Consider the following 18,820-nt stretch of genomic DNA (forward strand, 5'->3'; position numbering starts at 1 on the left):
CGATGAAATTCCGCATCATGTATCTCGAGGACAAGTCCAAGGGGCTGAACGGTCCGGCGCGGATCGGACGCGTCAGGTTCTCCAAGACCGGCGAAACCCTCTACTACGGCGGCCGTACGTTCGAGGCGCTGCGGAATTCGGGGCTGAAAGCCAACTTCAGCGATACCGAAACCGGTCAGCCTTTCTGGATCGCCAAGGCGCGCAAGGCCGGCGACGACCGCCTCTACAAGGGCGCGGGCGAACCCCCGGTGATCGACGACGACGTGCGCGAGGAATACTGGCGCGACGTTCGGGGCATGCCGGACCCGGCTGCGGGGTAGGCTCTGTAGACGGCAAGGAGGCGAGCGCCTGCGGGCCGCCCTCGTCCTTCGACAAGCTCAGGATGAGGGCTGCTGCTGCGGCGTCGGCGTTCGAATTCCTCATCCTGAGCTTGTCGAAGGACGGGGAATTCGCGCCGTGACGCCGAGCGGCCCACAGCGTCTAATCGAGCGCCGAGCGCACGTCCGTCAGCGGAAAGTCATCGCCTTTGTAAAGCAGCGGCGCGTCCAGCGACTTGGCTAGGGCGTAGGCGAAGCAGTCGGCGAGGTTCAGCTTCGCGGGGTGCCGCCCCTTGCCAAATTTCAGATAGGCGTCGAGGGCGGCGGCCTCGATCGCCGGCTCCCGCGCGATCTGGACACGATAGTCCGCGAGCCAGGCGTCGATCGCGTCGCGCGAGGTGAATAGGCCGTGCGTGGTCAGCACCACGCCCGCCTCGACGTAGTTCATGGGCGAGATCAGGTTTTCGTCGGCGGCTTCCAACTGCTCGATGAACGAGTCGCATTCCGGTTCCTCGGTCGCGATCGCTACGAGGGCCGAGGTGTCGACGACGAGTCTCATTCGTCGTCGACACCCGGGATGGCGTTGAGCGCGTCGAAGTCGGCCTTGGTGATGGGCGGGATGAGGCCGGCGCGCGCTTCCGGCGTCAGGTACTTCCAGGTGATGGCGCGCATCTCCGCGACGCTGCGCGGCTTGTGCTTCGGCGGCGTTGCGCGCTTGGCCTCGAGCCGCTCCTTCACCGCGATTTCCACGGCGGTGGTCAGGCTCTCGCCGGTCAGTTCGGCCAGTTCGCGGACAGCGCGCTCGGCCTCCGGGTTCTTGATCAGGATGCCCATCGGCGCCTCCGTATAGCCCGCAGTATATACTGACAGCACGGTATCCAGAAGCGTATCCTCCGCGACCATGACCAAGCCCGTTCCCGCTGATGTCGTCTCCCGCCTCAAGGCCGTGCTCGGCGAGGGCGGGTGGAGCCAGGATCCCGACCGGCTGGCGCCCAAGCTGCGGGAGTGGCGCGGGCGGTGGTCCGGCCAGACCCCACTGCTGGCCCTGCCGCGCTCGACGGATCAGGTCGCCGCGGTGGTCGGCATCTGCGCGGCCGAAGGCGTGGCGATCACCCCGCAGGGCGGCAACACCGGCCTGGTCGCCGGCCAGATCCCGCAGGGCGAGATCCTTCTCTCGACCGAAAAGCTGACTGTAGTGCGGGACGTCGACGCCTTCGACGACGTCATGGTGCTGGAGGCCGGGGTCACCCTGGCCAAGGCCCACGAGGTGGCCCTGAGCGTCAATCGCCGCTTCCCGCTGAGCCTGGCCTCGGAAGGCTCGTGCACGATCGGCGGCCTGGCTTCGACCAACGCCGGCGGCACGGCGGTGCTGCGCTATGGCGTCATGCGCGAGCAGATCCTGGGGATCGAGGCGGTGCTGCCCAATGGCGAGGTCTGGAACGGTCTGAAGCGGCTGCGCAAGGACAACACCGGCTATGACCTCAAGCACCTGCTGATCGGGGCCGAGGGCACGCTGGGGATCATCACCGCCGCCAGCCTGAAGCTCTATCCGCTGCTGGCCTCGCGCTGCGTGGCCGTCGCCGCCGTCGCCACGCCGCATGACGCCATCGCCCTGCTGGCCAGGGCCAAGGACGAGACCGGTGGCGCGGTCGAGGCCTTCGAGCTGATGAGCCGCTTGGGTGTCGCTTTCGCGCTTAAGCACATACCGGGCCTGCGCGAGCCGCTGGAGGCGGTGCATCCCTGGTACGTGCTGATCGAGACCGCCTCGGGCGAGCCCGGCGCGGCCGAGGCGGCCATGGAGCGGCTGCTGGCCGGCGCGCTGGAGACCGGCCTGATCCAGGACGCCGCGATCGCCCAGACGCAAGCCCAGGCCCACGCCTTCTGGGCGGTGCGCGAGAACCAGTCCGGCGGCCAGAAGCCCGAGGGGGCGGCCTGGAAGCACGATGTCTCGGTGCCGGTGTCCAAGGTGGCCGACTTCATCGACCAGGCCACCGCGGCGGTCGAGGCCCGGTGGCCGGGCGTGCGGGTGGTGGCCTTCGGCCATGTCGGCGACGGCAACGTCCACTACGACGTGCTGCGGGCCGACGGCGCGGCGGACGACCCGCACGACGCCCTGCGCGACGAGGGCGCTCGGATCGTCCACGACATCGTCGCTTCGATGAACGGCTCGATCAGCGCCGAGCACGGCCTGGGGGCGATGAAGTCGGTCGAGGCCCTGCGCTACAAGGGCGCCGTCGAGGTCGAGGCCCTGCGCGCCGTCCGCGCGGCCCTGGACCCCAAGCGGATCATGAACCCGCGCGTGCTGTTCTAATTTTTCCGCTCATCCCGGCGAAGGCCGGGACCCAGATGGAATGGCTTTGGGGTGAGTTCCTGAAGCTCAGAGCTAATCCAGCCCAACACACCGCTATGGGATCTGGGTCCCGGCCTTCGCCGGGATGAGCGGATTAAAAAAGACGGTCTAATCCGTCTCCTGGCGCCGTTTCGCCGCCGCCGCTTGGGCGCGCCGGACGCTCAGGCAGACGAAGATCGAGGCCAGGGCCCCGATCGGGAATGTCGCCTTGTAGAAGCCCGGCTGCTGGCCGGGGCCGAGCAGGTTGATCGCCGCCGGCACGAAGCCCCACATCCCGTCCGACGCTCGCATCCAGAACGCCCCGACCCCGACGAAGCACAGCACCGCCCAGGCGATGCGCCATTTCAGGCCCGGGGTGCGGATCACCAGGAACAGGGCGACGAACATCACCAGAGGGCAGGTCAGGGCGGCCAGGAGGCCAAGGATCTGGGGCATGGTCGGGCGGTCCGGCGAAAGGGGCGGCAACATCGCGGCGCGCGGCGCCCTTGTCCAGCCCGACCGCACTAGCCGTGGCCGCTCCGAGGCTCTATCTGCACCGCCATGCTGATGGTCATCTCCCCCGCCAAGTCGCTGGACTTCACCGCGCCCGATCAGGTGCTGCCGCTCACCACGCCCGAGCTGAAGCCGCAGATCGCCGAGCTGGCCAAGGTGACGCGCAAGCTGACCGCGGCCGACCTGCGTCGCCTGATGCACATCTCCGAGAAGCTGGCCGACCTGAATTACCAGCGCTTTCAGGCCTTCGACGCCCAGGTCGAGGACGGCCTGCAGGCGGTCATCGCCTTCAACGGCGACGTCTATGCCGGCCTCAACGCCCGTGAACTGGACCGCCCGGCGCTGGACTGGGCCCAGGACCACCTGCGGATCCTGTCGGGCCTCTATGGCCTGCTGCGTCCGCTGGACGCCCTGCAGGCCTATCGCCTGGAGATGGGCACGCGGCTGAAGACCAAGAGGGGCTCGAACCTCTACGACTTCTGGGGCGAGACCATCGCCAAGACCCTGAACGCCGCGGCCAAGGACCACGCCGACCCCACCCTGGTGAACCTGGCCAGCCAGGAATATTTCGGGGCCGTCGACGCCAAGGCCCTGAAGCTGCCGACCGTCACCTGCCACTTCAAGGAAGAGAAGGGCAATACGCTGAGGGTGCTGGGCTTCTTCGCCAAGAAGGCCCGCGGCCGCATGGCCCGCTTCGCCGTCGACAACCGCATCGACAAGGCCGCCGACCTCAGGGCCTTCGACCTGGACGGCTACAAATATCGCGCCGACCTTTCCACGCCGGCCGACTGGGTTTTCGCTCGCCTCCAGCCATAATTTCATCTAACGATGAATTTATAAGCACTCGCCCATCGCAAGGGCGAGCTATATGCTGCGCTGCAGCATGATGGGCGTTGAGCGCAGGGAGATGCCGATGGCCGTGGATTTCGGTTTGCAGGGGCAGGTCGCGATCGTGACCGGCTCGACCAGCGGCATCGGTCACGCCATGGCCGACGCGCTCGCGGCCCAGGGCGTCAACATCGTCCTCAACGGCCTGGGCGAAATGACCGCCATCGAGAAGACCCGCGCGGAACTGGCCGAAAAACACGGGGTCGAGGTGCTCTACAACGGCGCCGACATGACCAAGCCCGGCCAGATCGCCGAGATGGTCAAGGCGGCCAAGGCCGAGTTCGGCGAACTGGACATCCTGATCAACAACGCCGGCGTCCAGCACGTGGCCCCGATCGAGGACTTCCCGATCGACCAGTGGGACCTGATCATCGCCATCAACCTGTCGTCGGCCTTCCACGCCACCCGCGCGGCCGTGCCGATCATGAAGGAGCAGGGGCGCGGACGGATCGTCAACATCGCCTCGGCCCACGGCCTGGTGGCCTCGCCGTTCAAGGCCGCCTATGTCGCCGCCAAGCACGGGATCCTCGGCCTGACCAAGACCGTCGCCCTGGAGACCGCCACCTTCGGGATCACCTGCAACGCCATCTGCCCCGGCTTCGTGAAGACCCCGCTGGTCGAGGCCCAGATCGTCGACCAGGCCAAGGCCCGGGGGATCTCGGAAGAGGCTGTGATGAAGGACGTGATCCTGGCGGCCCAGCCGACCAAGCAGTTCGTCACCTTCGACCAGCTGAACGGCATGCTGCTGTACCTGGTCTCCGACGCCGGGGCCTCGGCCAACGGCTCGGCCTTCAGCATCGACGGCGGCTGGACGGCGCAGTAACTGGGGACATGCCCTCGCGGCGTGTCCCCACGGGCGGGCGCGGCGCTTTCTGATGGGGACACGCCGCGAGGGCATGTCCCCGACCGTAAGACGGAGTCCGCATGCCGATCGGTCCGTTCAAGAAGAAGTCCTCCGGCCCAAAGCCGATCACCCTGGCCCTGCAGGGCGGCGGCTCGCACGGGGCGTTCGAGTGGGGGGTGCTGGACCGCCTGCTCGAGCAGCAGGACATCGAGATCTCGGCGGTGACCGCCGCCTCGGCCGGGGCGATGAACGCCGTGTGCCTGGCCCAGGGCCTGCTGGACGGCGGGCGGGACGGGGCCAAGATCCGGCTCGAACGCTTCTGGAAACAGGTCAACCGCAACGGCGGCCGCAACGTGTTCGGCGACACCAGCATCTGGACCACCGCCTTCGCCGGCGGAACCGACTGGATCAAGAACAGCCCCGGCTGGCGGCTGGCCGAGACCTTCGCCCTGTCGATGAGCCCCTACGAGTTCAACCCGTTCAACCTGAACCCGCTGCACGACGCCCTGGAAGGCGAGATCGACTTCAAGGCTCTGCGCGAGCGCTCGCCGATCAAGCTGTACATCGCCGCCACCCAGGTGCGGACCAGCAAGTCCAAGGTGTTCCGCGAGACCGAGCTGACCGCCCGCCACATCATGGCCAGCGCCTGCCTGCCCCAGGTGTTCCAGGCCGTGGAGATCGACGGCGAGCCCTATTGGGACGGCGGCTTTCTCGCGAATCCGCCGCTGTGGCCGCTGTTCTACGACGACACCCCCGACGACATCCTGCTGGTCAGCCTCAACCCGTTCGTCCGCGAGGAGACGCCCAGGACGCCGGGCGAGATCATGGACCGGCTGAACGAGATCACCTTCAACGCCGCCCTGGCCAGCGAGCTGCGGGCCATCGGCTTCGTGCAGAAGCTGCTGGACGAGGGCCTGCTGAAGGACAACGCCCGCGGCCGTTATCGCAAGATGCTGATGCACGCCATCACCGCCGACAAGGCCCTGGCCGACCTGTCGCTGGGCAGCAAGTTCGACACCGAGTGGACCTTCCTGACCAACCTGCGCGAGCGCGGGCGCAAGGCGGCCGACGACTGGCTGGGCCATTGCCTGACCCAGGTGGGAGTCAGCTCCAGCCTGGACCTCCGGAACGGGTTTCCGTGATGAACGTGATGGGGACAGGCGCATGCGCCTATCCCCGATCGCTTGACGCGGCCCGAACCGAGCGTATCTGACGCGCCATGGTTTCCGCTTCCGCCGTCCAGCCCGCCGTCTCCGCGTTTCCCGTCCCCACCGTCGGCGTCATCTGCCTGCGCGGCGACCAGGTGCTGCTGATCAAGCGCGGCACCCCGCCGCGCCTGGGCCAGTGGAGCCTGCCCGGCGGCCGCCTGGAGCGCGGCGAGACCACGGTCGTGGCGGCCCTGCGCGAGCTGGCCGAGGAGACGGGCGTCGAAGCCGAGCTGCTGGGCCTGGTCGACGTGGTCGACGGCCTGTTCACCTCGCGCGAGACCGGCGCGACCACCCGCCACTACGTGATGATCGACTACGCCGCCCGTTGGATCTCCGGCGAACCCGTGGCCGGCGACGACGCGGCCGAGGCCCGGTTCGTATCGCTGGACGAGGCCCTGGCCATGGTCGAGTGGGACGTGACGCGCCAGGTGATCACCGAGACGTTCGCGCGGTTCGGGTCGTAGGGGAGCGTAGGCGGCTCACCCCCTTGCCCCCACCTGACCGCTTCGCGGTCTGTCCGCCCCCATAGGGGGCGGAGGGCGCACGCGTCCGCGCGGCTCCTCTTCCCCCTGCGGGGGAAGACGGTCGCGAAGCGACCCGTAGGGGGCAAGTGTTCACCGGCGGAGCCCTTGACGTTTGGCCTCACAACCGCTCCCCTCAAACAAACGTTCGGACGCTCCGCGCCCGGGCAAACGTTCGGGAGCGACACGCCATGGCCTACAAACCCTTCGACCTGACCGGCCGCGTGGCCCTGGTGACCGGCGGCAATCGCGGCATCGGCCTGGGCATGGCCAGCGCCCTGGCCCAGGCCGGGGCCGACATCGTCATCTGGGGCTCCAACGCCGAACGCAACCAGGCCGCCGAGATTGAACTGCTCAAGCACGGGACCCGGGTGAAGGCCCAGGTGGTCGACGTCTCGCAGGAAGACCAGGTCCGCGAGGGCATGGAGGAAGCCGTGGCCGCCATGGGCCGGGTCGACAGCGTGTTCGCCAACGCCGGGGTCGGCTACGGCGCGCCCAGCTTCGTGGAGATGAAGACCGAGACCTATCGCAAGACCCTGGCGGTCAATCTGGACGGGGTGTTCTTCACCTTTCGCGAGGCCTGCCGCCACATGGTCGAGCGGGCCAAGGGCGGCGATCCGGGCGGCTCGATCGTCGGCGTCGCCTCGCTGGCCGCCATCGAGGGCGCGGCCCGCAATCAGGCCTACGCGGCCACCAAGGGGGCGGTGATCTCGATGATGAAGTCCGTCGCCGTCGAGCACGCCCGCTACGGGGTGCGGGCCAACGCCATCCTGCCCGGCTGGATCGCCACCGACATGACCCAGGGCGCCCAGGACAATCCCGCCTTCGCCGAGAAGGTCATTCCCCGCGTGCCGGCCCGGCGCTGGGGCGAGCCCGCCGACTTCGGCGGCATCGCCGTCTATCTGGCCTCGGACGCCTCGAGCTATCACTCGGGCGACACCTTCGTGATCGACGGGGCCTATTCGATCTTCTGATGAAAGCTGGACGCTAGGGTCCACGAATTCCCTTTGGAAACAAGGGGCTTGCGGAACCATCGGGCTGATGAGAAGCTTTCCCTGTCGACAGCCTGGGCATCAGATCCGGGCGTCGCCAGAGGAAACGACAGATGACCCCGCAAGACATCGTGGGCCTGACCCCGCCCCGGGGCGTGCTGGCCCTGATCGCGATGATCCTGACCTCGATGGCGGCCTGCTTCTGGACGTCGGAAGCCGAGGCCCAGCCGGACGTCCTGCGCCGGGATTGAGGCCTGCCCTCGCGGCACGCTTTGCATCACCCGAAACCGCGCCCATCCTCCCGGAAAAGACGGGAGGAAGTCCAATGACCCTGCACACTCCGCTGTGCGACCTGCTCGGCGTCGAGCATCCGATCCTGCTGGCCGGCATGGGCGGAGTGTCCTACGCGCCGCTGGCGGCGGCGGTCTCCAACGCCGGCGGCTACGGCGTGCTGGGCATGGCCGGGACCAGTCCCGACTTCATCCGCCTGCAGATGGCCCAGGTCCGCGACCTGACCGACAAGCCGTTCGGCGTCGACCTGCTGGCCGCCACGCCCGACGCCCTGACGGCCTCGGTCGACGCGATCATCGACGGCGGGGCCAGCTCCTTCGTCGCCGGCCTGGGCGTGCCCCTGCCGATCATCGAACGGCTGAAGGGGGCGGGGCTGAAGGTCATGGTCGTCTGCGGGGCCGTGAAGCACGCGGTCAAGGCTCAGCAGGCCGGCTGCGACGCGGTGATCTGCCAGGGCGGCGAGGGCGGCGGCCACACCGGCCTGGTCGGGACCCTGCCGCTGGTCGCCCAGGCGGTGGACGCGGTCGACATCCCGGTGATCGCGGCCGGCGGTCTGTACGACGGACGCGGCCTGGCGGCGGCCCTGGCCCTGGGCGCCCAGGGCGTCTGGATGGGCACAAGATTCATCGCCTCCACCGAGGCCCATGCCGGCGACCTCTATCGCCAGGCGGTGCTGGAGGCCGCCGACGAGGACACCGTCCGCACGCGGTCCTATTCCGGCAAGCCGATGCGGGTGCGCAAGAACGCCTGGGTCGACGACTGGGAGGCGCGGCCGGCCGACATCCAGCCGTTCCCGCAACAGGCCATCGCCTCGATCCAGGCCGGGGCCATGGGCGGCATCGGCGGCCAGATCGAGGGCTTGGACCCCGACCGGTCCTGCTTCGCCATGGGCCAGAGCGCCGGCGGGATCCGCGACGTGCTGCCGGCGGGCGAGATCGTGCGCCGGATCATGAGCGAGGCGGAGGCGGCGATCGGAAGGGTGGCGGCTTTAAGGGGCTAGCGCCTCTAGACCTTCACCTCCGGCAGCATCCGCTGGAAGTGCGCCTCGACCTGGGCGTGACACTCGCAGGCCCGGCGCTCCAGGCGCGGCTGGTCGAGGATCTCGATCCGTCCGCGGCCGGTGCGGATCAGCCCTTCGTCCTGCAGGGCCTTGGCCACGGCGGTGACCGTGGTGCGCTGCACGCCCAGCATGTCGGCCAGGGTCTCCTGGGTCAGGCGGATGGTGGCGTCGTTGGCCCGGTCATGGGTCGACAGCAGCCAGCGGCACATGCGCTGGTCGATGCTGTGCAGGGCGTTGCAGGCCGAGGACTGCATCATCTGGGCCAGCAGGACGTCGGCATAGCGGGCGAACAGGTCGGCCAGGGCCGGCGAGCGCAGCTTGGCCTCTTCCAACCTGTTGGTCGGGATGCTGAGGGCGGCGCCGGGGATGCGGACCACGGCCCGGCCGTAGGCGGGCTTGAAGCCGGCGCTGACGATGCCGCCGATGGCGCCCTCGCGGCCGATCGAGGCGACCTCGATCTCGTCGCCGTCGCGGGTGACCACCAGCAGCGAGGCCATGGTCGAATAGCAGGGCAGGACGGTGTTGACGACGTCCTCGCCGGCTTCGAACAGGGTCTGGCCGGTGGCCAGGGTGATCGAGGAAAGGTGCGGCGTCAGCATCGCCAGGTCGCTGGGCCGCAAGGCGGCCAGCAGGCGGTTGCCCGCGCAACCCGGCGGCGGCGCCGCGGCCACGACGGTCATTTCAGCGGTGTCGGCCATGTTCGCCTCCTGGAGGACAGCCAAGCTTCTTCCCTAGCAAAGCGCATGACGGGGCGATCAGTTTCCTGCCGACCAGTTTCCAGTCGGCCAGTTTCCGGTCGACGGCGGGCGGGTTCCGAGTCACCGTCCGGCGAAGCTTGGCTCTGGGGGGAGACATCATGCGGGACCGCGCCGTCATCCGACATCGGCTGAGCCAGTACAGCGCCCTGTGGCTGGGCGGCTTCCTGCTGGTGCTGATCATCGCCGCCGGGGCCAGCCTGGTGGCGGGGCTCGACCTGATCGACGTGGCCGACCTGGTCCTGCCGGTCGCCTTCGTCCTGCTGGGCGGCGCCATGGCGTTCGGAGTCGGGGCCACGGCGGTGTCGCGGGCCGGCCTGGCGACCAAGAGCCTGGTGACGGTCCTGGGCCTTCTGCTGCTGCTGCCGCTGCTGTGGGCGCCGGTCCTGGCGGTGCTGGTGACGGCGGCGATCGGCGGGGTGGTGATCGAATATTCCACCGCCTATGCCGGGTTCCGGATCGCCGTCAGCCAGTTGATCTATCCACTGGTCTCGCTGTTCACCGAAAGCCCGCTGGCCACGGCGGTGTGGGCGATCTTCCAGGTCGTTGCGTCGGTGATCGGTTTCCTGGCCTCGATGGTCCAGGTCTGGAAGGCGGCGCGGGGCTTTCTGTACGGCGGCGGCGACGATGGGGACGTCGAGACGGCTTAGCTGTTTGCCCTCCAGCCCGTCATCCTCGGACTCGTTCCGAGGACCCCTCTGTCCGCTGGTTTGCCGGGTAGGGATGGTTCGCGAGCTCACCGCTTCACGGATCTGCATTCTTCGCGGCTGAAGCAGGGGTCCTCGGAACAAGTCCGAGGATGACGGGGATCAACTCAGCAGCGTCGGCTGATGCAGCTGGCCCATGTCGTCCTGCAGGTGCATGCGGACCGGAAGGCCCACGCCCGTGACCTGTTCGGCCAGGCGACGGGCCGCGCTCTCGGCCTGCCGGCGGGTGGCGTAGGCGCCGACCCGAAGCTGGTCGCCGATGATGGCCCAGGTTTCGCCGACGCGGACTACACCGTAATGCACTTCAGCCATGACGACCTCCCTGCGCGTGTTGTTCCCCACGTTATCCACAGGGTCGCTCCAAACCGTGGCCTTCGCAAGGCCTGCCGGAGTCTTTTTGTGCATTCGCACGGTTCGCCTGAGGCGCGCGAAGCGGTGACAGGCGCGTCGGCAATGGCGATAGTGCGGTCCATGAAACGCCTGCCGCTCAACGCCTTGCTCGCTTTCGCCGTGCTCTCCGCGCCCTTGGCCGGCGCCGGGTCCGCCCTGGCCCAGGACCGGGGACCGGCGGAGCGCCAGACCCTGCTCGACCTGGCCTTCACCCTGGGCGAAAGCCACGCCCTGCGGCAGCTCTGCCAGGGTGGCGACGATCAGTACTGGCGCTCGCGCATGGTGCGGCTGACCGAGGTGGAGAAGGCCGACCAGGCCTTCGACGCCCAGCTGCGCGAGCGGTTCAACACCGGCTTCGCCGCGCGCCAGGGCGAGTTCCCCGGCTGCGAGGACGCCAGCCGCCAGGCCGAGCAGGCGGTGGCCCGCAAGGGCCAGGCCCTGGCCGTCAAGCTGGCCCAGTCGATGCGGACCCGAGCGCCGCCACAAGACTCGCAGGGCCAAGCGCCGCCGGAAACCGTGGCGGACAACTGAGCCCCGCGCTAGGGTCGCCTCCATCGGTTGTGGGAGGCTCTTGAAGTGTTGTCTTATCTCGTCCCGTTGGTGCTCGTCGCGCTGGCGATCTTCCTGGTCGTCAACGTCATCAAGATCGTGCCCCAGGGGCGTGAATTCACCGTCGAGCGGTTCGGCCGCTACACCCGCACCCTGAAGCCCGGCATCAGCATCCTGACCCCCTTCGTCGAGGCGATCGGCCGGCGGGTCAACATGATGGAGCAGGTGCTGGACGTTCCGCAGCAGGAAGTCATCACCAAGGACAACGTCTCGGTGAAGGTCGACGCCATCGTCTTCATCCAGGTGATGGAGGCTTCGCAGGCCGCCTACCGGGTCGACAACCTGATGTACGCCATCACCCAGCTGACCCAGACCAATCTGCGCACCGTGGTCGGCTCGATGGAGCTGGACGAGGTGCTCAGCCAGCGGGACCTGATCAACACCCGGCTGCTGGCCACCATCGACCACGCCACCAACCCCTGGGGGGTCAAGGTGGCGCGGATCGAGATCAAGGACCTGACGCCGCCGGCCGACATCACCAACGCCATGGCCCGGCAGATGAAGGCCGAGCGCGAGCGGCGCGCGGTGATCACCGAGGCCGAGGGCGAGAAGCAGGCCCAGATCGCCCGCGCCGAGGGCCAGAAGCAGTCGGCCATCCTGCAGGCCGAGGGCCGCCGCGAGGCCGCCTTCCGCGACGCCGAGGCCCGCGAACGCGAAGCCGAGGCCGAAGCCAAGGCGACGGCCTTCGTGTCGGAAGCCATCGCCAAGGGCGACGTCAACGCCATCAACTACTTCATCGCCCAGAAATATGTCGAAGCCTTCGGCGAGCTGGCCAAGTCGCCCAACGCCAAGACCGTGATCGTGCCGGCCGACTTCGCCGGCCTGACCGGCACGGTGGCCGGCGTCGCCGAGCTGGTGAAGACCCTGGGCGGCGGCGACGCGGTCCGCACCGTGGTCCCGCCGACCAAGCCCCAACGCGGAGCCTGAACCCATGCACGGCCTGATGCTGTTCTACGCCACCCATCCGTTCTGGGTCTGGCTGGCGGTCGCGGCCATCTTCCTGGCGGTCGAGGTGGCCACCGGCACCGGCTGGCTGCTGTGGCCGGCCGCCGCGGGCCTGCTGGTCGGCCTGCTGACCCTGGTCGTCGCGCCCGGCCTGCCGATCGAGCTGGGCCTGTTCGCGGTGCTGACCATCGCCGCCACCTATTTCGCGCGCCGCTTCCTGCGGCCGGTGCTGGAGGCCCACAACGCCGACCTCAACGACCCGTCGCTGCGGCTGGTCGGCCGCGACGGCGAGGCGCTGGGCGGCTTCCAGAACGGCAAGGGCCGGGTGTTCGTCGACGGCAAGGAATGGGCGGCGGTCGTGGCGGACGGCGAGCCGCCGGCGGCTGGGCAGAAGGTCCTAGTCGTCGCCGTCGACGGCGCGGTGCTGACGGTTCGATAAACGACCGGGGACATGCACTTGTTGCGTGTCCTCACCGCATGGCGCGGAGGATCCTATTCTGGGCTTCTTCTGGCCTTCGAGGCGGCGGAGGGGACACGCAACAAGTGCATGTCCCCAACGCCCTACACCTTCAGCCGATACCCCGTCTTGAACACCCACCACACCGCCGTCAGGCAGGCGGCCAGGAAGCACAGCGTCGCGCCGAAGCTGACGATCGGGTTCAGGTCCGAGACGCCGTAGAAGCTCCAGCGGAAGCCACTGACCAGATAGACCACCGGGTTGAACAGGGTGATCTTCTGCCAGATCGGCGGCAGCATGCTGATGGAATAGAAGCTGCCGCCCAGGAAGGTCAGGGGCGTGACCACCAGCATCGGCACGATCTGCAGCTTCTGGAAGTCGGTCGCCCAGACCCCGATCACGAAGCCGAACAGGCTGAAGGTCACCGCCGTCAGCACCAGGAAGCCCAGCATCCAGAACGGGTGGGCGATCTCGTAGGACACGAAGACCCGGGCCGTGGCCAGGATCAGCAGGCCCAGGCACACCGACTTGGTCGCCGCGGCCCCGACATAGCCGATCACCGTCTCGATCCACGACACCGGCGCTGACAAGAGCTCGTAGATCGTGCCCGCCCATTTGGGCATGTAGATGCCGAACGAGGCGTTGGAGATGCTCTCGCCCAGCAGCGACAGCATGATCAGGCCGGGGATGATGAAGGCGGCGTAGCTGACCCCGTCGATGGCCTGCATCCGCGAGCCGATGGCCGAGCCGAACACCACGAAATACAGCGAGGTCGACAGCACCGGCGAGATAACGCTCTGAGCCAGGGTGCGGAACCAGCGGGCCATCTCGAAGCGGTAGATGGACTTGATCGCGTGGATGTTCATTTGCTGTCCCTCACCAGGCTGACGAAGATCTCTTCCAGCGAGGATTGGCTGGTGTGCAGGTCCTTGAAGTCGACGCCCTGCTCGCCCAGCCGTCGCAGCAGGCCGGCGATGCCGGTCTCCTCGGCCTGGGCGTCGAAGGTGTAGATCAGCTCGTGGCCGTCGGCCGCCAGCTCCAGCGCGTAGTCCGACAGTTTGGCGGGGATGGCCGCCAGCGGGCTCTGCAACTGGAGGGTCAGCTGCTTCTTGCCCAGCTTGCGCATGAGCACGTCCTTGTCCTCGACCAGGATGATCTCGCCCTTGCTGATCACCCCGATCCGGTCGGCCATGTCCTCGGCCTCCTCGATATAGTGGGTTGTCAGGATGATGGTGACGCCGCTTTCGCGCAGGCCCCGGACCATCTCCCACATGTCGCGGCGCAGCTCGACGTCGACGCCGGCGGTGGGCTCGTCCAGGAACAGGATGGTCGGCTCGTGGCTCAGGGCCTTGGCGATCATCACCCGCCGCTTCATGCCGCCCGACAGCGTCATGATCTTGGCGTCCTTCTTGTCCCACAGCGACAGGTCGCGCAGCACCTTCTCGATGTAGGCGTCGTTGCGCGGCTTGCCGAACAGGCCGCGACTGAAGCGGGTGGTGGCCCAGACGGTCTCGAAGGCGTCGGTGCTCAGCTCCTGCGGCACCAGCCCGATCTTGGTCCGCGCGGCGCGATAGTCCTTGATCACGTCGTGGCCGTCGGCCGTGACCGTGCCGGTGCTGGGATTGACGATGCCGCAGATGATGCTGATCAGCGTGGTCTTGCCGGCCCCGTTGGGACCCAGCAGGGCGAAGATCTCGCCCTTCTTGATGTCGAGATCGATGGTCTTCAGGGCCTGGTGGCCGGAAGCATAGGTCTTGGTCAGACCGGAAACGGAAATGATCGCCATGGGGCCCCTGGTGAGCGGCCGTCCCTCCCTGGAACCGGGCCGCCTGAGCCAGATGGGGCGGAAGCGCGGACTTGGCTAGGGCTGATGAGGCTTATGAGTGGAAGTTTGTGAGTTCACGCCCACGTTCCCCACCTCCGTCATCCTCGGACTTGTTCCGAGGACCCCTCGTTCCGCTGAGCTGCCGCCGACAGAAGAGGGCGCTGTCATCGCCGCGACCCATCCTGAAATCACAGCGCGGCCGAGGCAGGGGTCCTCGGAACAAGTCCGAGGATGACGGCCGAAAAGGTGGAGGAACTATCTGGCCGGCAGCGGCGGCAGGTCCAGCCGGCGCTTCTCGGCCATCTCGCCGTACAGCCCCACGATCGCCCGATGCCGGGCCAGGTCGCCGGCCGTCTCCACCGCCTCGTGCAGGGCGATCAAGCCCCGGCGCAGGGCGGCGTTGGCGCGGTCGAGGGCTTCCAGCGACAGGTCCGTCGGACCGATGGCGGCGAGCTCGGCGTACTGCACGCCGTAGGCGTCGGCCGCATCAGCCAGCACGGCGGCGATGGCCGCGTTCTCCCAGACCCGGGCCGTGGTCCCGCGCTCGACTTCTTGCGCGGCCAAAAGCGACAGCAGGGCGATCACCCCGACCCGGCCGGTCATGAACTCGCCCTGCTGCTCGGGCGGGCCGGGGATGGCCAGGCACATGAAGTTGCCGCGCAGGATGTCGGGCAGGGCCGGGGTCATCAGATGGTCTCCCCAAGGGCCGCGAGAGCGGCCAGCCGCTCGGCCAGGATCAGGTCGTGCCGCCGGGCCGTGTACCAGCCCGAGATCGCCAGGATCGGGTCGACGAAGCCGCCGTCGCGATATTCCTTGGCCGCCGAGGTCCAGATCGCCTGGCCCTTCACGGCGTTGAACAGCGACCACCAGGCCAGGGCCTCGGGGTCGACCGTCAGGCCGCTGGCCGCCTCCCACAGGGCGATGGCTTCGGCCTTGGGGATCAGGCCCGCCACCTTGCCCTCGTCGAAGTGGTTCCACAGCGGATCGAAGGCCCAGCCCAGGTCCTCGATCGGGTCGCCCAGGTGGGCCATCTCCCAGTCGAGGATGGCCAGGATCTGGCCCGCCCCGTCGTGCATGAAATTGCCGCTGCGATAGTCGCCATGGACGATGCTGATCCGCTGGGCCGGCGGCGGCGGATGGCGGTGGAGCCAGCGGATGGCGGCGCGGACGATCGGCTGCGGGTGCTGCTCGTCGGCTTCGATCACGCCGGACCAGTGGTCCAGGGCGATGCGCCAGCAGTCGTCCGGCGCGGGCGCCTCGGCCGCCTGGCGGATCGGCGTGTCCTCATGGTTCAGCGCCGCCAGCCTGCCCAGGGTGCTGAAGAACTGCCGGCCCAGCGCGTCCGCGTGTTCCGCATAGGGATCGAACACGAACGGCGAGGGCACGGTCCCGCCGTCGATCCGCTCCATCAGGAAGAACGGTCGGTCCAGCGGTCCGCCGTCCTCCTCCAGGGCGATGGCCTGGGGGACGGGCACGTGGCCGTGGACAGTGCGATAGGCCAGGAACTCCAGCCGCCGGTCGGTCTCGATCAGGCTGCCGGGCGGGTCGCGGCGCAGGATCATGCCGCGGCTCACCCCACCGGTGTCGGCGTCCAGGCGATAGGTCTCGCGGCTGGCCCCGCCGGGGATGCGCGACAGGTTCGTCACCGCCGTCGGCGCGCCCCACAGCTGGGTGAGGTAGGTTTCGAGGCCCGCTCGCAGGTCGCTCATGGGGCCATGTCCAGGATCGACTTGAAGCCCGACGGCGCGTGCGGCCCGAGCGCCAGTTGCTCGAACACCCCGCGCCCGACCCGCATCGTCCCGTCCGCGCCCCGCCAGGTGACCTTCGACAGGGCCTGGACGTGCAGGTGGAACGGCAGGGCGCGGTCCAGGTCGGCCAGGACCAGGTCCTCGCGCTCGACCTTCAGCTTGCCGTGGTTCAGCCCGTGGCCCCAGACCGGATGGCCGTAGCCCAGGCCCAGCATGAAGAACTCGGCCTGGGGCGTGATGTCGACCTCGCCGCCGTCCGGCAGGTGGATCGTCCCCCGCGCCGCGTGGCGCGTGCCCGGGCGCCAGTCGACGCCGTAGTCCACCGCGTCGAAGTCGATCGCCCCGTCGCGGTCCGAGCCCAGCGGCGCCCAGACCGCCCGCCGGTTCCAGGCCCGGCCGTGCTCGTCGTCATTGGTGTGGAAGAACAGGTCGCCGTCCGGAAACGCGCACGGGCTCCACAGCCAGAAGAACTGCGGCGGGACGGCCGGCGCCATCTCCTGCGGATCGCGGGCCCCGATGGGCCGCACGCCCCAGGAGCGGTCCCGCGTACCGACGAAGCCGGCCAGGTCGTGGCGCGCGCCGTCCACCTCGATCCAGCCCATGTAGCGGCCGTTCTGGGTCAGGCGGGTGTAGTCCAGCAGGGTGCGCGGCCCGATCCGGCGGGTGAAGCGCGGCTCCTCGATCGGGAACGACCTGCCCTCGAAAGTGACCTCGGCGCGGATCCCCTGCTCGGGCGCCTCGACCGTGATCCGCAGCCGGCGCAGCGGCTCCAGCACCTGGATGGTGATCGGACCGACGCTCAGGTCCATCCGCTCCATCTCCAGCCAGCGGCTGGCGTGCAGGTTCACCTGGCGGCCGTCCTTCATCCAGCAGAAGGCGGCGTCGGCGATGTTGAGGTGCGGATAGACTCCGAACGCGGCGGCGAAGAAGGCGTCGTCGTCGCCCCCCTCTTGGCTATTGGCGGCCGCGTAGCCGTTGAAGAAGTAGCGGTCGTAGAAATTGCGGTCGGTGCCGGCATAGGCCACCGGCTCGGCCGTCTGGTGGATCGGATAATCGTCCCCGCGCGTCAGGGCCATCTCAGGCCGTCCCGCCCGGCGTGAACTCGACCTCCAGCTTGCTGATGGCGTGGACGAAGTTGTTGGGGGCGATGTCGATCTCGCCGGTCCAGCGGATGTCGGGGAAGCGGCCCAGGATCTGGCGGTAGGCCTCCTCCAGCTGGATCTGCGCCACCCGCTTGCCGATGCAGACGTGCGGGCCGTAGCCGAAGGCGATGTGCTTGTCGGCGTTGGGTCGGGTGATGTCGAGCTGGTCGGGATTGTCGAACACCGCCTCGTCGCGGTTGGCCGCCCCGTAGTACATGACCACCTTTTCGCCCTCGCGGACGGCCTGGCCGGCGATCTCCGCGTCGCGCGTGGCCGTGCGGCGCATGTAGATCACCGGGCTGACCATACGGATGAACTCGTTGACCGCCCCGCCCATCAGCGACGGGTCGGCGATCAACCGGGCCCTCTGGTCGGGGAACTCGGTCAACAGCTTCATCGTGCCCGACAAGGTGTTGCGGGTGGTGTCGTTGCCGGCGAAGACGATCAGCAGCCACGAGCCGTCCAGGTACTCGTCGCTCAGCAAGGTCCCGTCGACCTGGGCGCGGGCGATGGCGCTCATCAGGTCGGCCTGAGGGTCCTGCCGCCGCTTGTGCAGCATGGTGCGGCCGTACTCGAACATCTCCTCGACGTTGGTGTTGAAGTCCTGGACGAACTGCATCAGCTCCAGGGTCGGGGTGATCGGGGCCAGGGCCTGCTTCAGGGCCAGGTCCTGGGCCATCTCCAGATAGTGCATCCACTTCAGGAACTTGCCGCGATCCTCGGCCGGCACCCCTAGGATTTCGCACAGGGTGAACAGCGGCAGCTTGGACGAGAACGCCTCGACCAGGTCGACGCGGCCCAGAGGGGCCATCTCGTCCAGCAGCCGGCTGACCTCGGCCCGCACCGCCTCGGTCACGCCGCGCAGATAGGCGGGGGTGAAATAGGCCATGTGCTCGCGGCGCAGCTGGATGTGCTCGGCGCCGTCGAGATTGATCATGGTGTCCATCGAGGCGCGATAGAGCAGGGCATGGCGCTTCTGCGGATCGCCGTGCGCCATGAGGATCCCGCCCTTGCGCGACGAGAAGGTCTGGGGGTCGGCCTCCACCGCCATGATGTCGGCGTGGCGGGTGACCGCCCAGAAGCCTGGGCCGCCATAGGGCTCGGGATGCCACATCACCGGCGCCTGGGCGCGAAGACGGGCGAAATCGGCGTAGGGCTGGCCCCGTGTGAACTGGGTGATGTCCGAAAGGTCGATCCCCTCGAGCGTCGGGAACAGGGTCGGGGCGCCGGGACCCTCGACACCGTCGACGGCGGTTTCGCTGACTAGCTGCATGACCAT

At 68.5% G+C, this 18,820-nt stretch carries 24 protein-coding genes; 13 read left to right on the forward strand and 11 right to left on the reverse strand.

What is annotated here, in order from left to right:
• Window positions 1-2 precede the first annotated feature (2 nt).
• Entirely contained in the window at window positions 3-320 is a 318-nt protein-coding gene (locus ASD38_RS03690) for a hypothetical protein (protein ID WP_056435739.1), read from the forward strand.
• A 160-nt stretch (window positions 321-480) separates the two neighbouring features.
• Here ASD38_RS03690 and ASD38_RS03695 read toward each other — a convergent pair whose 3' ends face one another.
• Entirely contained in the window at window positions 481-876 is a 396-nt protein-coding gene (locus ASD38_RS03695) for a type II toxin-antitoxin system VapC family toxin (protein ID WP_056435736.1), read from the reverse strand.
• On the reverse strand, window positions 873-1,151 hold the full coding sequence (locus ASD38_RS03700; RefSeq protein WP_235523748.1) for a type II toxin-antitoxin system VapB family antitoxin: 279 nt from the start codon (window positions 1,149-1,151) through the stop codon (window positions 873-875). The genes ASD38_RS03695 and ASD38_RS03700 overlap by 4 nt, the downstream gene beginning before the upstream one ends.
• A gap of 67 nt (window positions 1,152-1,218) precedes the next feature.
• On the opposite strand from ASD38_RS03700, the gene ASD38_RS03705 reads away from it, so the two are divergent.
• Window positions 1,219-2,628, forward strand: a complete 1,410-nt coding sequence (locus ASD38_RS03705) for an FAD-binding oxidoreductase (RefSeq protein WP_056435731.1) — start codon at window positions 1,219-1,221, stop codon at window positions 2,626-2,628.
• 147 nt (window positions 2,629-2,775) lie between these two features.
• On the opposite strand, the gene ASD38_RS03710 is transcribed toward ASD38_RS03705, so the two are convergent.
• Window positions 2,776-3,102, reverse strand: a complete 327-nt coding sequence (locus ASD38_RS03710) for a hypothetical protein (RefSeq protein ID WP_056436296.1) — start codon at window positions 3,100-3,102, stop codon at window positions 2,776-2,778.
• A gap of 105 nt (window positions 3,103-3,207) precedes the next feature.
• Between ASD38_RS03710 and yaaA the strand changes: the two genes are divergently transcribed.
• The 7 genes from yaaA to ASD38_RS03740 all read left to right on the forward strand — a co-directional run bounded on the left by yaaA (window position 3,208) and on the right by ASD38_RS03740 (window position 8,903).
• Window positions 3,208-3,975, forward strand: a complete 768-nt coding sequence (gene yaaA / locus ASD38_RS03715; RefSeq protein WP_056457687.1) for a peroxide stress protein YaaA — start codon at window positions 3,208-3,210, stop codon at window positions 3,973-3,975.
• 97 nt (window positions 3,976-4,072) lie between these two features.
• Window positions 4,073-4,870, forward strand: coding sequence for a 3-hydroxybutyrate dehydrogenase (locus ASD38_RS03720; RefSeq protein ID WP_056436293.1), 798 nt, complete (start codon window positions 4,073-4,075; stop codon window positions 4,868-4,870).
• Window positions 4,871-4,971: 101 nt separating this feature from the next.
• A complete protein-coding gene (locus ASD38_RS03725; RefSeq protein WP_056435725.1) occupies window positions 4,972-6,033 on the forward strand; it encodes a patatin-like phospholipase family protein in 1,062 nt (353 codons plus the stop codon).
• Window positions 6,034-6,110: 77 nt separating this feature from the next.
• Window positions 6,111-6,563: an NUDIX hydrolase gene (locus tag ASD38_RS03730; RefSeq protein ID WP_056435722.1), complete on the forward strand. Its 453-nt coding sequence runs from the start codon at window positions 6,111-6,113 to the stop codon at window positions 6,561-6,563.
• Window positions 6,564-6,811: 248 nt separating this feature from the next.
• Window positions 6,812-7,594 (forward strand): SDR family NAD(P)-dependent oxidoreductase, encoded by a 783-nt coding sequence (locus ASD38_RS03735; protein ID WP_056457691.1) that lies wholly within the window; start codon window positions 6,812-6,814, stop codon window positions 7,592-7,594.
• A gap of 131 nt (window positions 7,595-7,725) precedes the next feature.
• Complete coding sequence (locus ASD38_RS24255; RefSeq protein WP_200941382.1) at window positions 7,726-7,863, forward strand: hypothetical protein; 138 nt, start codon at window positions 7,726-7,728, stop codon at window positions 7,861-7,863.
• Window positions 7,864-7,937: 74 nt separating this feature from the next.
• A complete protein-coding gene (locus tag ASD38_RS03740) occupies window positions 7,938-8,903 on the forward strand; it encodes an NAD(P)H-dependent flavin oxidoreductase (RefSeq protein ID WP_056457694.1) in 966 nt (321 codons plus the stop codon).
• 5 nt (window positions 8,904-8,908) lie between these two features.
• On the opposite strand, the gene ASD38_RS03745 is transcribed toward ASD38_RS03740, so the two are convergent.
• Window positions 8,909-9,661 carry a Crp/Fnr family transcriptional regulator gene (locus ASD38_RS03745; protein WP_056435714.1) on the reverse strand — a complete coding sequence of 251 codons (753 nt, stop codon included), beginning with the start codon at window positions 9,659-9,661 and terminating at the stop codon, window positions 8,909-8,911.
• A gap of 158 nt (window positions 9,662-9,819) precedes the next feature.
• On the opposite strand from ASD38_RS03745, the gene ASD38_RS03750 reads away from it, so the two are divergent.
• Window positions 9,820-10,368: a hypothetical protein gene (locus ASD38_RS03750; protein ID WP_056435711.1), complete on the forward strand. Its 549-nt coding sequence runs from the start codon at window positions 9,820-9,822 to the stop codon at window positions 10,366-10,368.
• Between the two features lie 159 nt (window positions 10,369-10,527).
• Here the strand turns inward: ASD38_RS03750 and ASD38_RS03755 are convergent, their stop codons facing one another.
• On the reverse strand, window positions 10,528-10,737 hold the full coding sequence (locus ASD38_RS03755; RefSeq protein ID WP_056435708.1) for a hypothetical protein: 210 nt from the start codon (window positions 10,735-10,737) through the stop codon (window positions 10,528-10,530).
• Between the two features lie 159 nt (window positions 10,738-10,896).
• On the opposite strand from ASD38_RS03755, the gene ASD38_RS03760 reads away from it, so the two are divergent.
• Genes ASD38_RS03760 through ASD38_RS03770 form a run of 3 tightly spaced genes read left to right on the forward strand, consistent with a single transcriptional unit; the run spans window position 10,897 to window position 12,808 of the window.
• The gene (locus tag ASD38_RS03760; RefSeq protein ID WP_056435705.1) at window positions 10,897-11,346 is read left to right on the forward strand and encodes a TIGR02301 family protein; all 450 of its coding nucleotides are present in this window, start codon (window positions 10,897-10,899) and stop codon (window positions 11,344-11,346) included.
• A gap of 48 nt (window positions 11,347-11,394) precedes the next feature.
• Window positions 11,395-12,351: an SPFH domain-containing protein gene (locus ASD38_RS03765; RefSeq protein WP_056435702.1), complete on the forward strand. Its 957-nt coding sequence runs from the start codon at window positions 11,395-11,397 to the stop codon at window positions 12,349-12,351.
• Between the two features lie 4 nt (window positions 12,352-12,355).
• Complete coding sequence (locus tag ASD38_RS03770) at window positions 12,356-12,808, forward strand: NfeD family protein (protein ID WP_056435699.1); 453 nt, start codon at window positions 12,356-12,358, stop codon at window positions 12,806-12,808.
• A gap of 122 nt (window positions 12,809-12,930) precedes the next feature.
• On the opposite strand, the gene ASD38_RS03775 is transcribed toward ASD38_RS03770, so the two are convergent.
• The 6 genes from ASD38_RS03775 to ASD38_RS03800 form a co-directional block, all read right to left on the reverse strand.
• Window positions 12,931-13,692 (reverse strand): ABC transporter permease, encoded by a 762-nt coding sequence (locus ASD38_RS03775; protein WP_056435697.1) that lies wholly within the window; start codon window positions 13,690-13,692, stop codon window positions 12,931-12,933.
• Complete coding sequence (locus ASD38_RS03780) at window positions 13,689-14,612, reverse strand: ABC transporter ATP-binding protein (RefSeq protein ID WP_056435694.1); 924 nt, start codon at window positions 14,610-14,612, stop codon at window positions 13,689-13,691. The genes ASD38_RS03775 and ASD38_RS03780 overlap by 4 nt, the downstream gene beginning before the upstream one ends.
• A 294-nt stretch (window positions 14,613-14,906) precedes the next feature.
• On the reverse strand, window positions 14,907-15,338 hold the full coding sequence (locus ASD38_RS03785) for a hypothetical protein (RefSeq protein ID WP_056457697.1): 432 nt from the start codon (window positions 15,336-15,338) through the stop codon (window positions 14,907-14,909).
• Window positions 15,338-16,360 (reverse strand): phosphotransferase family protein, encoded by a 1,023-nt coding sequence (locus tag ASD38_RS03790; RefSeq protein WP_056435688.1) that lies wholly within the window; start codon window positions 16,358-16,360, stop codon window positions 15,338-15,340. The genes ASD38_RS03785 and ASD38_RS03790 overlap by 1 nt, the downstream gene beginning before the upstream one ends.
• On the reverse strand, window positions 16,357-17,475 hold the full coding sequence (locus ASD38_RS03795; protein ID WP_056457700.1) for a hypothetical protein: 1,119 nt from the start codon (window positions 17,473-17,475) through the stop codon (window positions 16,357-16,359). Before ASD38_RS03795 ends, ASD38_RS03790 begins: the two co-directional genes overlap by 4 nt.
• Window position 17,476: 1 nt before the next feature.
• Window positions 17,477-18,814 carry a cytochrome P450 gene (locus ASD38_RS03800; RefSeq protein ID WP_056458266.1) on the reverse strand — a complete coding sequence of 446 codons (1,338 nt, stop codon included), beginning with the start codon at window positions 18,812-18,814 and terminating at the stop codon, window positions 17,477-17,479.
• Between the last annotated feature and the right edge of the window lie 6 nt (window positions 18,815-18,820).

Source organism: Caulobacter sp. Root487D2Y, assembly GCF_001427165.1.
GTDB lineage: Bacteria > Pseudomonadota > Alphaproteobacteria > Caulobacterales > Caulobacteraceae > Caulobacter.